This is a genomic window from Priestia sp. TRM10 (assembly GCF_057808375.1).
This window is the reverse complement of sequence record NZ_JBJZOT010000013.1, coordinates 1-15,656: the sequence shown is the minus strand read 5'-3', so window position 1 is coordinate 15,656 and position 15,656 is coordinate 1. Positions and strand designations below refer to the sequence as shown.

At 35.4% G+C, this 15,656-nt stretch carries 13 protein-coding genes; 3 read left to right on the top strand and 10 right to left on the bottom strand.

The genetic code is table 11. From position 1 onward, the window contains the following. Positions 1 to 92: 92 nt before the first annotated feature. The 6 genes from ACK3CR_RS11360 to ACK3CR_RS11335 form a co-directional block, all read right to left on the bottom strand. Entirely contained in the window at positions 93 to 830 is a 738-nt protein-coding gene (locus ACK3CR_RS11360; RefSeq protein ID WP_488975457.1) for a LytR/AlgR family response regulator transcription factor, read from the bottom strand. Beyond that, positions 805 to 2,562 (bottom strand): LytS/YhcK type 5TM receptor domain-containing protein, encoded by a 1,758-nt coding sequence (locus ACK3CR_RS11355; RefSeq protein WP_488975456.1) that lies wholly within the window; start codon positions 2,560 to 2,562, stop codon positions 805 to 807. The genes ACK3CR_RS11360 and ACK3CR_RS11355 overlap by 26 nt, the downstream gene beginning before the upstream one ends. A 97-nt stretch (positions 2,563 to 2,659) precedes the next feature. After that, positions 2,660 to 3,358 (bottom strand): CpsD/CapB family tyrosine-protein kinase, encoded by a 699-nt coding sequence (locus ACK3CR_RS11350; RefSeq protein ID WP_276517202.1) that lies wholly within the window; start codon positions 3,356 to 3,358, stop codon positions 2,660 to 2,662. Then, the gene (locus ACK3CR_RS11345) at positions 3,351 to 4,079 is read right to left on the bottom strand and encodes a YveK family protein (protein WP_243514114.1); all 729 of its coding nucleotides are present in this window, start codon (positions 4,077 to 4,079) and stop codon (positions 3,351 to 3,353) included. The genes ACK3CR_RS11350 and ACK3CR_RS11345 overlap by 8 nt, the downstream gene beginning before the upstream one ends. A gap of 485 nt (positions 4,080 to 4,564) precedes the next feature. Beyond that, entirely contained in the window at positions 4,565 to 5,455 is an 891-nt protein-coding gene (gene galU / locus ACK3CR_RS11340; protein ID WP_243514118.1) for a UTP--glucose-1-phosphate uridylyltransferase GalU, read from the bottom strand. Between the two features lie 354 nt (positions 5,456 to 5,809). After that, positions 5,810 to 6,538, bottom strand: a complete 729-nt coding sequence (locus tag ACK3CR_RS11335; RefSeq protein WP_488975455.1) for a CpsB/CapC family capsule biosynthesis tyrosine phosphatase — start codon at positions 6,536 to 6,538, stop codon at positions 5,810 to 5,812. Positions 6,539 to 6,710: 172 nt separating this feature from the next. On the opposite strand from ACK3CR_RS11335, the gene ACK3CR_RS11330 reads away from it, so the two are divergent. Further along, entirely contained in the window at positions 6,711 to 7,178 is a 468-nt protein-coding gene (locus ACK3CR_RS11330; RefSeq protein WP_488975454.1) for a VanZ family protein, read from the top strand. 372 nt (positions 7,179 to 7,550) lie between these two features. On the opposite strand, the gene ACK3CR_RS11325 is transcribed toward ACK3CR_RS11330, so the two are convergent. From ACK3CR_RS11325 to ACK3CR_RS11315, 3 genes are all read right to left on the bottom strand, one after another. Further along, entirely contained in the window at positions 7,551 to 8,900 is a 1,350-nt protein-coding gene (locus ACK3CR_RS11325; RefSeq protein WP_488975453.1) for a nucleotide sugar dehydrogenase, read from the bottom strand. A 16-nt stretch (positions 8,901 to 8,916) separates the two neighbouring features. Further along, positions 8,917 to 10,215, bottom strand: a complete 1,299-nt coding sequence (locus tag ACK3CR_RS11320) for a glycosyltransferase family 2 protein (protein ID WP_488975452.1) — start codon at positions 10,213 to 10,215, stop codon at positions 8,917 to 8,919. Positions 10,216 to 10,683: 468 nt separating this feature from the next. Further along, on the bottom strand, positions 10,684 to 13,467 hold the full coding sequence (locus tag ACK3CR_RS11315) for a bifunctional diguanylate cyclase/phosphodiesterase (RefSeq protein WP_488975451.1): 2,784 nt from the start codon (positions 13,465 to 13,467) through the stop codon (positions 10,684 to 10,686). Positions 13,468 to 13,680: 213 nt separating this feature from the next. Here ACK3CR_RS11315 and ACK3CR_RS11310 point away from each other — a divergent pair, with 213 nt between their 5' ends. Then, positions 13,681 to 14,271, top strand: coding sequence for a DUF4937 domain-containing protein (locus ACK3CR_RS11310; RefSeq protein WP_430239559.1), 591 nt, complete (start codon positions 13,681 to 13,683; stop codon positions 14,269 to 14,271). A 66-nt stretch (positions 14,272 to 14,337) separates the two neighbouring features. Here ACK3CR_RS11310 and ACK3CR_RS11305 read toward each other — a convergent pair whose 3' ends face one another. Further along, the gene (locus ACK3CR_RS11305; protein ID WP_026009588.1) at positions 14,338 to 14,541 is read right to left on the bottom strand and encodes an alpha/beta-type small acid-soluble spore protein; all 204 of its coding nucleotides are present in this window, start codon (positions 14,539 to 14,541) and stop codon (positions 14,338 to 14,340) included. 241 nt (positions 14,542 to 14,782) lie between these two features. Between ACK3CR_RS11305 and ACK3CR_RS11300 the strand changes: the two genes are divergently transcribed. Beyond that, a partial coding sequence (locus ACK3CR_RS11300; protein WP_488975450.1) for a collagen-like domain-containing protein occupies positions 14,783 to 15,656 on the top strand: 874 nt, incomplete at its 3' end.

The following is a 15,656-nucleotide window of genomic DNA, read 5'->3' as shown; positions in this document are numbered from 1 at the left end:
ATCATACTAAATGAAAACGCATTCATTGGATTTTCATGCTGAAATGCTCTAAACAGGAAATAAAAAAGCAAAAAAGCGTTCTGAAATACATATTAAAAACCTAAAAGTGCTCTAAGTTGTCGCACATAGGTACGGCTAACAGGAATAGTTGAATGCTCCTTCATTAAAAGATTATAAGTGGAGTTGAACCACGGCTGTATTTCTACAATATGTTGAAAGTTTACAAGATAGCTTCTATGCACTCTAATAAAGGAAAAGGCAGCCGCTTTTTTTTCAATGGAAACAAGCGTCTCACTTGTAACAAATTGATCATTAAACGTCTTTACAATCGTTTTACCATCAAGAGCACCTATATATATAATCTCTTTAAAATCTAATAGAACGATACGTTCCTCTTCTAATACCGCTATTTTGCTAGAATTCTTCAAAGAATGAGAGATTGGCTCTTCTACTATTAAATCCCTAGCAGCATAGTTTTTCATAAGTTTGTCTAATGCTTGATGAATACGCGCCTCTTCAAAAGGCTTTAATACATAATCAGAAGCGCTTAAATCAAAGGCCTGTAGTGCATATTCATCATATGCAGTCGCAAAAATAATATCTGGAATTTTACGGAAAGATTGAAGTTTGTTCGCTAACTCAAGACCGCTTTTTTCAGTTAGTTCGATGTCTAAAAAAACAACGTCTGGAGCGAGCTCTTTAATTTTCTCTACTGCGTCTTCGAAACAGTCTGTCTCTCCAATAACTTCTGCTTTTCGACTTCTCTTTAACAAATACGCTAGCTCATCTCTAGCAAGAGGTTCATCATCCACAATAAAAGCTTTCAACATCTTTTTTATAGTCTCCTTTCAATGGTACAGTGATTGTAACCTTTGTGCCGTTTTCCGTGCTTTTAATTTGAAATAAAGCCTCTTCATTATAAATCCCTTGCAATCTTTCAGAAATATTGTAAAGGGCTGTGCCTGTTCCTTCACTTGAATGCACTGGTTCTTTTCCAAGCATATATAATCTTTCGCTTGAAATGCCATGCCCATTATCTTGAACACTAATGATCATTTTTCCTCGTTCTGTATAAGCTTCTATTATAATCTCTCCCCCATTCTTCCGCGCTGACAAAGCATGCCGAACAGCATTCTCAACAAGTGGTTGAAGAATAAATGGCGGAATAAGGGCTTCTTTAAGAGCAGCCTCAATATTGAACCTAATTTTATATTTGTCTGGAAAACGGGCTTGCTCAAGCGACAAGTATGCACGAACATGCTGAAGCTCTTTTTCAAAGGGAATAAGAATATGCCTTGCTCCTTGTAAGTTTCTTCTGAAATATCGACTTAATTCCAAAAGAAGAGCTCTAGCTTTTTCCACATCGACACGACAGAGAGCTGAGATAGTATTAATAGCATTAAAAAGAAAATGGGGATGAACTTGTGCTTGAAGAGCCTTAATTTCAGCATCTTTCAAAAGTTTCCCTTGAGTTTCTGCTTGAGCTAACTCGAGTTGAACAGAGAAAAGGTTTGCCAAACCTTCAGCTAACTCTCTTTCTACCTTATTTAGCTTATTTGCACTAACAAAATAAAGTTTTAACGTTCCAACTGTTCCACCATGGAGTTTTAATGGTAGAACTACTGCTGCTTGTAAAGGACAATCCGAATGAAAACATAAAATATCTCTTTTACTATGAGCTGTTAAAATTTTACCTCTTTTTAGTACTTTCTTTGTTAATTCTGTAGCAAAATCTCCCGGAGCAACATGATGATCCTCCGCTACTCCTACATGTGCAAGCACTTCTTTTTCATTTGTAACAGCAATTGCATCCGCCTCTGTTCTCTTCAACATAATTTCTGCTACCCTTTTACAAGACTGTTTATTAAGTCCTTTTCTAAAATGGGGAAGCGTTTCTTCTGCAATTTTCATGGCTTGATGTGTTTGAAAAGCTTTCGTTCGTTCTTCTTCTCTTAATATTGAAATAATAATTAACATAAAGAGAAAAGCGCCAAGACCGTTCAATAGAATCATAGGAACTCCAATTGTTTCAACAAGTCTCCTAAACCCAGATCCCCACAAGATAATCATTTGCAGTACTTCCATTAACATACTTATCGTAACAGCAAACCAAGGTGAAGCTGTAATTCTTCCTTTAAAATACTTTCCTACTATACCAGCAAAAAAACCTGCAATAACGGAAGAAATAGCACAAGAAAATGCTGTGTAGCCACCAAGTAAATAGCGGTGAAACCCTGCAATAATCCCAACGCCTCCTCCAACTAAAGGACCGCCTAATATTCCTCCTATCACAATATTCATAATTCTTGTGTTAGCAATTGCATTTTCTGTTCCAATTTCATTAATCCATGTTCTTGTAGTAATCTCACGCTGATGAACTTCAATTCCAGTATAATTACTAATTATTCCAAAGGCACCAAAGATAAATAAAATGAATAGCTTTTCTTTTATTCCTTGCTCATGTTGCACAATTTGCCGAAATGACTTCATTTGAGCAAGAATGAAAGCAGCAATCACAATAATGCCAACACGTTCAATCATTAATGGAACAAGATGAATCAATCTTATTAACTCCTTTCCTTTTTAGTTTATCGAAAATTGCGAAATATAGGAAAATAAATCTTTTAATTATAAAAAAAGCTAGTCATATGACTAGCTTTTAGCTCTGGCCGTAATAATAATATTCACCAATGTTTACTTTCTTTTCATTTAATACAACTCCAAGCAGTTTTCCTTTTGCATTCTGCAAAAGTTCTTTCGCTTTCAGCGCTGTATCAATAACCGTGCTACCGCTTTTTACAACCAGAATTGTTCCATCACATTGGTTCGCTAAAATTTGTGCATCTGTCACAGATAAGATAGGAGGTGTGTCAAAGATAATAAAGTCATAGTTTTCATATGCTTCTTCTAGCATATTTTTCATCATTTGAGAGCCGATTAGTTCAGATGGATTTGGTGGAATAGGTCCACTTGAAAGTAAATCTAGGTTAGCTACTTCCGTTGTTTGAATAGCATCCGCCAATGTAGATTTTTTACTTAAAACAGTTGTTAACCCTTTAAAATTTTCTGCACGAAAAGTATAATGAGCAGTTGGTTTTCGAAGGTCAGCATCAATAAGCAATACTCTCTTTCCTTGCTGAGCAAATACGGTTGCTAAGTTAGCTGTTGTTGTTGACTTCCCTTCACTTGGGCTTGCTGACGTAATCATAAGAGAGCGGATATTTTGATCAACGCTAGAAAATTCAATATTTGTTCGAATTGTTCTATACTGCTCAGTTATTGGCGCTTTTGGTCTTGTATGAGCAACTAAGCTACGCTTTGTTGTTTGCTGAACACTACTTTTTTTTCTTTTAAGCACCGTATGTTTCCCTCCTTGTCTTACGAAGCCCTAACTTTGGCTGCTTTGTTGGATGAGCATTCCCATCTACTTTTGCAATAGCACCCATTACTGGAAGTCCTAGTAATTCTTCAATATCATTTTCATTCTTAATTGTATTATCTAAGTATTCTAGTAAAAAGGCTAGTCCAACCCCTGCCATTAGTCCTACCACAAGAGCAATAGCTACATTTAGCATTTTATTAGGCTTAATTGGATAATCTGGGATTTGGGCAACAGATAAGATTGTAACATTATCAACCTTCATAATTTTTGCAATTTCTGATTTAAATACAGTCGCAGTTGTGCTCGCAATTTTGGCTGCAAGTTCCGGATCACTATCTTGCACAGTTACAGAAAGGACTTGGGAATCTTGTTCTGATGTAACCTGAATTTTACCTGCTAAACTACCTTGATAATCTAGTTGTTCCTTTACTTTATCTAATACAGCTGGGCTTTTCATGATAACTGTATATGTATTCACAAGCTGTAAATTGGTCTGAATTTGATAAGATTCATAGAGCTGTTGACCGTCTTTTGATTGGTTAACTAAAATTTGTGTTGAACTCTGATACACAGGTGTCAAAACAAAATAGCTTATAATGGCACTAATTAAACCTGCTGCTAACGTAATAATAATGATTAGTTTTAATCTTTTCTTCAACGTTGCAAACAGCTCACGAAGACTAATCGTTTCTTCCATGTTAACCTCCTAGTTTTGTTAAAATTTACACATCGTATTATACTCCAGTCCTAGTAGAATAGCTATAGGAAAATAAAGTATAGGTAAACCCCTTTTTACTACAACTTAAATATCGACAACCTTATCATTTTGTTTACAAAAAAATAAATTATAATTTTAAAATACTAATACTTTACCCCTTCTCGATATTATTACAGCATTTCGTGCTCTTCCTATTATATGTAGGCGAACTTCGGCCCCTTTGTGTTGTTCAAGAGGAGGAAAATAAGGTGAGACCGTAACAAAAAGAGTATATTTTTTAAGAAACCTAAAAAAGGATACGGATAGAGAGAGAAAATAACATGTATAAGTCTTTTCATTAAGCATTTTATAGACTCCTACTTTTTCGAAATAAAAGTGAGGAGTCTACTTTCTATTAAAGTAAAAAACGGAGAATAGCTGCTAAGGAGGGGTGCATTTTTCACCGTTTTAAAAGTAAGGGACGGTTATTTTTTCACTTTAATTTTCTCTTTTTGTAAAAGCTGTTCCATTGTTTCTAACATGGATTCTTTTAAGGCAGGATCTTGTAAAGCAAATTCAAGTGTTGTTTGGATAAATCCAAGCTTCTCTCCTACATCATAACGTTTGCCTTCAAAGTCATATGCAAAAACGCGTTGAATTTCATTTAACTTTTGGATGGCATCTGTTAATTGAATTTCACCACCTGCTCCAACTTCTTGGTTCTTAAGATACATAAAAATTTCCGGTGTAAATATATATCTTCCCATAATAGCTAGATTTGAAGGAGCCGTGCCTTGAGTCGGCTTTTCTACAAAGTTCTTTACTTGATAGCGTCGACCAGAACTTGAAATTGGATCAACGATTCCATATCGATGAGTTTGCTCCTCAGGTACTTGTTGAACACCAATAACTGAAGAATGTGTTTGTTCATATTCATCCATTAGCTGACGTAAGCAAGGTTTTTGTGACTGGACAATATCATCTCCAAGTAAAACAGCAAAAGGCTCATCACCAATAAAGTTACGCGCACACCATACAGCATGACCAAGTCCCTTTGGCTCTTTTTGTCTAATATAATGAATATCTACTATATTAGAAGCTTTACGAACTTCTTCAAGCAGCTCCTGTTTTCCTTTTTCTTCTAAATTCCGTTCGAGTTCAGGAGCATTATCAAAATGATCTTCAATAGCTCTTTTCCCTTTACCAGTTACAATAATGATATCTTCTATGCCTGATTCGATAGCTTCTTCAACAATATACTGAATTGTCGGCTTATCTACAATTGGAAGCATCTCTTTTGGCATTGCTTTTGTAGCTGGCAAAAATCTCGTTCCAAGGCCTGCAGCTGGTATAATCGCTTTTCTGACTTTTTTCATTATGTTCCTCCATTAGCTCTGTATTTTGTAGTAGAATCTATCATTTCAAATATGGAAGATTTTCCCTTCTATATTATGTAGATTATGAAATGCAATTTAAAATAAATGCATTTAAAAGTATTAGCATTATGTTTTATATTTTATCTCTCTACTGAAGAAAAGTGAAACTGCTCATCTCTATTGTTTTGTATTTAAATGTCCAAGTCCCTAATTTGTTCACATTACAAACCTGAAATACAAAACGTTTGAACTAGTAAAAAAGAACCAAACAAAACATTACTAATACTACCACAAAAACTTTTGTAATAAAAGCATCCATTCATTCTCTATTGTAAACTATTTCCTTACATTCAACTAGAGAATAAACAAACGCTTGGAAGAAATTCGCTCTGGCTCTTCTCTTATAATAGATTCTCCTACGAGTAATGATGAGGCATTACGCTGAAGTTTAGTAGCAGTACTTTCCCCGAATTTTTTTGCTATAAGCTCATATCCATCCTGAAGGGAAATGTACTCGTTCATATAGGCTGTGCCAACAAGATCAGCAAGGTTAGCATTTAAAAATTTAACAGCAAACTTCTTTGCTTTGCGTCCATTTCTACCAAGTAAACTTGCTATACTAATTTGAGAAAGCGCCCCTTTTTTTATATATTCATAAAGAAGATTTGGCTGACTTTGAAAAATCTCCATTGTTTCAGGATTAGGAAGAATAGGAACAATACCTTTTATTTGCAGATTATAAAGAATTTTCTCAATTTCAAATTGATTTTGCTCTACTACATAATCAATATAGACATAGCGTTCTCTCTTTCCTAACGTATAAACATTTCCCTGCTTCACCTCATAAAAAAGAGCTTCGTTCATCTCACATAAGCTAATGATTTCAAGTTTTAGAGGAAGTGATTCTTTTACTAACAGTCTGTTTAGCTCTTTTACAGACAAAGCCTCTTCTTCATTTTTCACCAATACAATAACGTTTTTTATTCCTTCTTGAATCATTTCTCTTGCATTCGAAATCATTTCTGTATTTGAACAAGACTTCATTTTCGAGTGACTCATTAATAGACAATTGGTATCGATCATTTTCAACATCAACCTCTTAATATATAAATTTGTTTTTAACTTATCGTATCACGAACTTCTAAACTATAGCTTAGTTTTCCCTCTCTCTTTTTCGACAAATTCTGTAAATTGCTTTTTTTTACTTTTATCGATAATATAGAAAGGAAACTCTATATAGAAAGCTGTGAAAAACGTGCGTAAATTGCTTTTATTTCTCGTATTAGTTAGCATCTTTTATGCTTCAAACACACCAGGGATTAAAGCCACAGATCCAACAACATGGGTCCACACTCCATCGCTCAAACCAAATGCAACGCTAGGAACTATCCTCGTTCCTCCAAGTGATTTTTATAATCCTTGGGAAATAGATAGTAGTGCCGAATTTATTACACGTAAGCTTGCTCATTTCCTCTTTTTTGGATTAGTTGGTTTGCTTTTTCTTTTGAATTTAAAACCAAATAAGAAAGCACCTTGGCTTGCCTCAGTTTTTGCTGCTTTTTTTGCTTTCACTGATGAGATCCATCAAGCTTTTATTGTTAATAGGGATGGAAGAATAATGGACGTAGTTTTTGACTCTCTAGCGGCATTTTTGTTCATCCTTATGGCCGTAAAAATAAGAAAAAAACGCAGTTCAGTTATACATAAAGCAAAAGACTGCTAGAAATGTCTTAGCAGCCTTTTGCTTATATCGAATTCTGAAATTGATTTTCTTTGTGATATTTATCGGCAAGAATTTCATTTCTACGAGCTTCTCTATTTTTTAACAAAGTTTGCTTACTAATCATTTATTATCCATATTCTTAGTGCACGAGTCCCATTTTCTAAATCTCGTTAAGTTCCTACAATCGCAGGTTACTATCACTATAATATAGGATAAGGAATAAATACGGGATAGGAAAAAGGATTCTTTTTTTTACCACAATAAGTAAGTAAAATCCATAAAAACACTTTCAAATAACCAGGCATAAAGAACTGTATACTAAGGTTTTGTTACATATTGAACAAAAAAAGTCGAGTTTTTCAACTCGACTTTTTACAATTTATAATAGGTTTTATTGTTCTTTTTAGATTGATACACGTTTTTCGTATCAAAAATAATCTGAGCATTCTTCTCAACTCGTTCATAATCAACATCATCGTGATCTGTTAAAATAATAACAAGATCTCCTTGTTTAATTTTTTCATAATTAACATTTTCTACTTCAACTATTCTATCATTTATCTTTATAGATTCAACATGATTATCTTGAATGCTTACATTTGCTGCTAATGTACTTAATTCTTCGTATAGCATATAAACAGCTGATTCTCGTGCATCTCCTATATTCTTCTTATAAGAAGCACCTAGTATAACAATATTGCTGTCTTTTAGAAATTTATTTTCATTGTTTAAGATTTCAAGAATGCGTCGTACCGTATAATGAATCATACTGCCATTTACTTCATTTGCTAAATCAATCATCCTTGTATTAAAACCATATTCCTTTGATTTAAAAGACAAGTAATGCGGATCAACAGGTATACAATGACCTCCAACGCCTGCTGTTGGATAAAAAGGCATAAACCCATACGGTTTTGTAGCTGCTGCATTAATTACTTCCCATACATCAATTCCCATTCGCTCACATACAAGAGCTAACTCGTTAGCAAGCGCAATATTCACATATCTAAATGTGTTTTCAAATACCTTCGACATTTCCGCAACCTCTGGAGAAGACACAGCCCTCACTTCTCCTCCAAGTACTTCTAAGGCGAGTTTTGTGCATTTCTCTGTTATTCCCCCTACAATACGAGGTGTATTTTTAACATTAAAGGATGTATTTGCTGGATCAATACGTTCTGGAGAATATGCTACAAATACATCTTCCCCAACGAAGAAGCCTTTTTCCTCAAGAGCTTTTACAACGTATTCTCTCGTTGTCGCCGGATATGTTGTACTTTCTAAAATAACAAGCGTACCTTTTGAAACATGTGAAGCAATAGAAAGTGATGAATTTTCTACATATGTTAAATCAGGCTGCTTATATTTATCAATAGGAGTTGGAACACAAATATGAACAACGTCCACTTCTTTTAATTGAGAAAAATCATCGGTAGCTTGCAAATAGCGGTGCTGTACAACTTTTTGAAGTTCCTCCTGAGTTACATCATTAATATAACTTATCCCTCTGTTTACTTTCTCTACTTTGATTTCATCTAAATCAAATCCGATAACAGAATAACCGTTCTCAGCTTTCGCTACTGCATTTGGCAAACCAACATATCCAAGTCCCAATATACCAATCTTCGCTTCCTTAGACTGAATTTTCTGCCATAATTGCTTGTAATGATGATTTTGAGCTTTCTCACTTAGTTTAGAAAGCATCTTTTCAGTTGTAGCCATAAAAAGCCCTCCTTTTTCATCTTGTTCCCCAACCATTTGACTTAATTGTTGCTAAAGCATAAAGTCGAAGTGGATATAAAATGCAAATATGAATTAGCCCATATATTGGTGCTAACAAAAAGATATGTGGATAGCGTAAAACATAGAAAACGTTTCTTGCATAAGCTGACAAGCTTAGGTAGAAAAGATAATAAACTAACAAAATATAGCCCATTGTGGCGGATTTAATAATAATGCTTCCAATAATGACAAAACCAAACATAAACCACATAATAAGTTCAAGAAGAACCCAAATTAATGTTCTCGGTTTTTTAAAACCGATCTTTAATGCAATAAGACTTTCTCTAAAAAAGGATTTGTTCCACCTTACTTGTTGCTTAATAAATTGTCTAAGTGTTGATGGTACATCTGTAATACAGCGTGCTGTTGATTGATAAATAGTCTTTCCTTTTAAAATGGCATAGTTTGTAAGACAGCGATCATCTCCAAACTGAACAGGTTCCCCTAAAAACATTTGATTTTCATAATGTTCAATGTTTTCTAAAATCACTTCTGTGCGGTAAGCACTAAAACACCCGCTACATACTAAAATATTCCCTGTAACAGACTGCGCTGATCGCTCAACACGAAAAGCATTGTCATAACGCATATCTATTAGCCTTGTAAACAAACTATCTTCTCGGTTTCGAGCTCCTACGTGACCTGTTGTGGCCATTACTTTTTCGTCGTTGAAAGGTTTAATAAGTTCACGAATAGCATCAGGAAAAAGATATGCATCAGAATCTACTGTTGCAATAATATTTCCTTTAGCCCTTTTAAATCCCCAAATTTGGGCATGACGCTTTCCTTGATTCTTCTCTAGACGATGAACAATAAGAGCTGTATTGTGAGCTGTTTTCTCATATTCTTTCTTGAAATCCACCATTGCTTTATAAGCAGATATATCTTTACTTCCATCATCAATAATCATAATTTCTTCAATTGGATAATCCTGTTTAAGAAGACTATCTACAGTAGCCATAACTGACTCTGGACTCTCATTATAGCAGGGGATAATTGCCGAGATTTTTTGCTCAATTGGTTCTTCTTTTTTAGGATTGTACCAAAAAGAGAGCGCCATTTTTCCAACCATATATATAACCATAATGCTTCCATATATCCCAAGGAAAATGTTGAATCCTCCTTTGATTGTGGCATTTACATAGAACAATACACACACAAGCCCAATAAATAACGCCACTACAATCGTTTTTTGCGCATATGTATCACGATTAGAATTGAACGTTTTTTCTTTTTTTAAAGGTTGTACATCCACGTCTTTAACCTCCTCTTTACAAGCTTGTACACAAAACAAAGTAAACTTCTCTGTTTTGGTCTCAACTTTCATGTCTAACAATATATTATACTGAGATAAAAATAGTCAACGAGACAAACGAACGTAATTATTCCCATAATTTCCTTTGGAACAGATGGTTAAAAAAGGAATGTTTTTTCCTTTATTAACCACAAAAAAGATTAATCATTATATGAAAATACATTATATAAAGAACTTTGTTTATTTTTCTAAGAGCTTTCTTTTCCTTGGAGCACATAGGAAAAGGGAGCTCCTCCTTGATGGAGAACTCCCTTTTTTAAATCTTCATACTTCTTCCGATATTATTTCTTACTATGAAAATATTTCTTCACATAAATGCGCAGATTGCTTGTTATAAACTAAATCTTTCTAACTAAGACTACAGATGTCTTTGCCTCTCTTAGTGATAAACGTATGAAGTATTAGGACCTATAAGCTAAGTGAAGAAACATTTTCTTTTTGGCAATCTTTAATCTTTTCCCACATATCACCGACTACTTTCTTCAATTCGTCAGGGGGAATAGGACGTGAAAAATAGTACCCTTGAATTTCATCACATCTCTCCTGATGTAAAATAAGAGCTTGGTCTCTTTCCTCGACTCCTTCTGCAACAATGGATAGATCAAGACTTTTAGCAAGTGAAATAATAGAACTCACAATAGCTGCCTCTCTTGAATCTGTATAAAGATTTTGAATAAAAGAACGGTCAATCTTTAGCGTATGAATAGGAAGTCTTTTTAAATAACTAAAGGATGAATATCCTGCTCCGAAATCATCAATAGCAATAGAAATACCATGTTTCTTCAATTTCACAAGCTTTTCAATTACAAGATCTACATGTTTCATAGCTACACTTTCTGTAATTTCTAGTTCAAGTTTATTTGGAGAAAACCCTGTTTCTTCTAGAATACTAAGAATCATGTCAACAAAAGATGGTTCCGCAAACTCAACGCTTGATATATTAACGCTAATCTTTAAAGAAGAAAAACCTTCTTCCTTCCAACGTACTCCTTGAGAGCACGCTTCTCTGAGTACCCACTGCGTCATTGGCACAATAAGTCCACTTTCTTCTGCAATAGGGATAAACTCGCCTGGAGATAAAAATCCCATTTCAGGATGATTCCAGCGAATAAGGGCTTCCACTCCTACGATTTCTCCCTTTATAATGTTCACTTTCGGTTGATAATGAAGCGCAAACTCGTTTCTTTTTAACGCTTGTCTAAGCCCATCTTCAATTTCCATTCTTCTATTTACATATGTCTTCATAAGGGGCTCGTAGCATTTCCAACCGTTTCGCCCTAACTTCTTTACCTCGTTCATTGCAAGATCTGCGTTTCGTACTAGCGTTTCGACTGTAACTCCATCTTCTTGGAACTTACTTATTCCAATACTAATACTGTGATACAATTTGTATTTATTAACAATGAATGGTTGTACAAATACCTCTAAAAGGCGATCTGCTAACTGAAATACTTCTTCTTTCGCTTGCGGGGAATACAGCATAAACTCATCTCCCCCCATTCGAGAAAGCGTATCATTGCTACCCAAGCAACTCTTTATTCTTCTTGTTGCTTCAATTAACACCTGATCCCCGCCATGATGACCAATAGTATCGTTAATTTGCTTGAAACGATCAATATCAATTGAAAGCATAAAAGCTTGTTTATTTTCTTGTTGCACTTTCCATAAATCTTGCTTAACAATTTGATGAAAAAGTGTTCTATTTGGTAGATCTGTTAAACTGTCATGAGAGTTCAAGTACTGAAGTGTCTCTTTAGCACGATGATTTTCCGTTACATCTTGAGTAATTGTTTGAATATAAATTTCCCCATTCATAATAATCACAGTCGACGTTGCTTGAACTGAAAGGTGATGATTCTGGTTCGTTTTCACTTTCACTTCATCTATAAAAAAGCTATCCTCGTCTTCTAATTTCATAAATTGATCAATTCGATTTTTAATATGTTGACGCTGACTTTTATCTATAAATTCTGTAATATTCCGTCCGACAATTTCTTTCTCATGTTCAAAGTGCAACATTTTTAAGAACCGAGCATTAACAGAGATAATTTCCTCTCCCTTATGAAGAACAATTGAAAGCGGAGAAATATCGAAAAGACTGCGATATCTATTCGTTGCTTCTTCTAACTGTTTTTTTTGGAAATGTTCTTCGGTTACATCTCTTACTGAAATAATATACTGATCCATAAATTCAAAAGTTGCTTTCGTAATGTTAACGCAAATTCGGTATTGTTTATCGTTAATAAATACAGTGCTATAAATTTGATCTTGAGGAGAGGATGAGACCTTTGTTAAAAAAGACAAACAATTAGTAATAGGTTCACCACTTACTTCTTGTTTTTTTATATGAAAAAACTCTTCACCTTTTTCATTTATACCAAGTATGTTTCCTTCCTCATTCGTAATGAAAATAGCTTCTGTTGAAGAATGAAAAATAGCTTGTTGAAGAGTAAGCTGGTGTTTAGTCCGCTCGTCCATATATATAGTAAGGAAAATCATTAAAAACATTGTCATAATAAAAATAGCAATAACAACTGAAAAGAAAGCAGGATTGATATATGAGTCCACCTCTGTATCCACTTTTTTCGGATAAAACTGAGCCGCGTTCATTCCCATATAATTCATCCCTGTAATGGCTATTGCCATGAAAGCCGCGCAAATTAGTTTCATTTTCCATGTTAGTTTATAGTTAGTATAAAATGCTACCCTCAAGGCGATAAACGATGCTATGAAAGCAATATAGATAGATAACAAAACTTTTGAGGAAGTATATGACACTATAACTGATGCCATCGCACTCATTCCAATATAATGCATGAGAACAATACCACTACCCATAAAAAAAGTTGCAAATAATAAAGTAAATAAAGAGTTTTTTCCATAATGAATATATGCTAAAGCCAAGTAACAACCACCCGTTGCAAAAAGAATTGAAACAATGATATATCCTATATGATAATGCATATTTATAGGTAGAGAATGAGCAAGCATTCCAACAAAATGCATTGACCAAATCCCGATTCCAAGTGCACAAGATCCGCTCAACAGCCAAATTTGCTCTCCTTGCTTCGATTGAAACCTAAGCCGGGTTGCAAAACTAAATGACGCATAGGCTGAAACCATAGCAATAGCAAATGATAGAAAAACAAGCCACACATTATAGTGCCCGTGAAAAGGCCCAGCATCGTTCATATTGTTCTTTCCTTTCTTAACATGCACTAATTTCTAACTTCTATATCGGTCAGAAAAAGATATTGTTAAGAATTAAACTCCTCCTAATGTATCTTTTTAATATTTAAAACATTTGAGATCATTCCTATATCCTGTTTATAAATCCTAGACTTTTCTATATAGAAGAGAAGGAGTTCCTAATTATTATCTAGAAAGTATCTAAAGGTGATGATAATGTTAATCAAAGTGATAAACAGTTTCGTAAAACAAGATAAACGATATGCTTTTTCTTATTCTCAAAAACACTGGAGCGCTCTTACACATATTGAAGGGTTTTTAGGTCAATTTGGTGGGTGGAATATTGTAGAACCAACAGATGCTTGTATTATTGGTATATGGAAGGACACTGATAGTTATCGATCTTTTATGAATGACGTTCATGATAATATTTTTTATAAGCACGGGCAAAAAGCTTCATACGACAAATTAGAAACTATTTTGTCTTCAAATGGTCAATTTGTAAAAGGGATCTATCATTACACTCGCTCAAGTATTGTTGGAGCAAACTATATGATGATTACTTCTATTGCTCATAACAATCACGATAAAAGCCTTATTCCTTTTACTCTCATATCAGAAAGAGATCGCTGTTTAAGCACCTTTGTTTTTGCTGATGAGCATACAAGTACATTCATATCCCTCTTTGGATACGCGCCGCCTGATGCTACAAAGCATGTTTTGCAAAAAAATAAAATCCCTGTTCAACAGCAAAACATCTATAAATTAGAAAAAGAATGGACAGTGTTACAAACCTTTTCCTCTTAAACATTATAAAAGCTACCCGCTAAGCGGGTAGCCTAAGCCATGCTATTTGATTCTGTAACGATCATATTATTTATGACCAGCTAATTGTGATTGAGCAGTAGCAACTAAACGCTTTGTGATCTCTCCACCTACAGATCCGTTAGCACGAGCAGTAGTATCAGCTCCAAGTTGTACACCAAATTCGCTAGCAATTTCGTACTTCATTTGGTCGATTGCTTGTTCAGCACCTGCTACAACAAGTTTGTTGCTGCTGTTGTTGTTGTTTGCCATGTTTTTCACCTCCTTTGTTTCTATACCTTTAATATGTCTTTCTCTCCTTTCCTCAATACTATGTAATGTTTGGATGAAAAGGAAATTTTGCATCTTATATATCCTCTATTCTAACTACTTCTCTTTTTCCTTACATAATCCACCTCTCAACTAAAAACTCAACAATATGGAATTTTATAAAATACATTTTTTTACACACCCTCTAACGTTCTTTGAATACGATGTTGTTGGAGGTGAATGTATGGAATTTCGCTGCAATAATTGTAGACGAAGAAAAGAATTTTGTGGATGTTACAAACCGAGAAATCAAAGGGGCAAAGATAAATGTAAGCCTAGATGTGAGGATGTCAGTGGAGTACCAGGGCCTAGAGGACCTAGAGGACCTCAAGGAGAGGCTGGGCCACCAGGGCCTAGAGGACCTAGAGGACCTCTAGGCCCTCAAGGGATTGGGCTACAAGGTGTAGTCCCTTTCGATCCGGCTGAAGCAACCTTCTATCCAGCAGGACAAATTGTTACTTATATGGGAAGTCTTTATATTACTGATACTGCTTCACCAAGCGGTGTACCAAGTACTTCCTCAGACTATACGCTCCTTGCCTCAGCTGGTTCAGATGGACCAACAGGGAATACAGGTGCACCTGGGCCGACAGGGGCTACAGGTATTGGTCTTGAAGGTGTTATTCCTTTTAGTGTAACTGGCGCACCTTTCTACCCAGCTGGGCAAGTTGTTACTTATAATGGCAGTCTTTATATCGCTGATGTTGCAGGGCCTTCAGGCACACCGGATACGTCGCCTGACTATACTCTTTTAGCCGCAGCCGGCGTTACCGGACCGACAGGCATTCAAGGGCCTAGTGGCGCAACGGGCGTTCCGGGACCTACGGGAGCGACAGGTGTAGGACTTGACGGCGTTGTTCCTTTCGATCCAGCAGCTGCTCCTTCTTATCCTGCCGGACAGCTTGTTACCTATAACGGCAGTCTTTATATTGCTGATGTTGCAGGGCCTTCAGGCACACCGGATACGTCGCCTGACTATACTCTTTTAGCCGCAGCCGGCGTTACCGGACCGACAGGCATTCAAGGGCCTAGTGGCGCAACGGGCGTTCCGGGACCTA

Excerpts from the sequence above, each read along its gene's own strand:
- ACK3CR_RS11360 (WP_488975457.1), bottom strand. The coding sequence starts at position 830 with ATGTTGAAAGCTTTTATTGTGGATGATGAACCTCTTGCTAGAGATGAG.
- ACK3CR_RS11345 (WP_243514114.1), bottom strand. The coding sequence starts at position 4,079 with ATGGAAGAAACGATTAGTCTTCGTGAGCTGTTTGCAACGTTGAAGAAA.
- galU (WP_243514118.1), bottom strand. The coding sequence starts at position 5,455 with ATGAAAAAAGTCAGAAAAGCGATTATACCAGCTGCAGGCCTTGGAACG.
- ACK3CR_RS11335 (WP_488975455.1), bottom strand. The coding sequence starts at position 6,538 with ATGATCGATACCAATTGTCTATTAATGAGTCACTCGAAAATGAAGTCT.
- ACK3CR_RS11325 (WP_488975453.1), bottom strand. The coding sequence starts at position 8,900 with ATGGCTACAACTGAAAAGATGCTTTCTAAACTAAGTGAGAAAGCTCAA.
- ACK3CR_RS11315 (WP_488975451.1), bottom strand. The coding sequence starts at position 13,467 with ATGAACGATGCTGGGCCTTTTCACGGGCACTATAATGTGTGGCTTGTT.
- ACK3CR_RS11310 (WP_430239559.1), top strand. The coding sequence starts at position 13,681 with ATGTTAATCAAAGTGATAAACAGTTTCGTAAAACAAGATAAACGATAT.
- ACK3CR_RS11305 (WP_026009588.1), bottom strand. The coding sequence starts at position 14,541 with ATGGCAAACAACAACAACAGCAGCAACAAACTTGTTGTAGCAGGTGCT.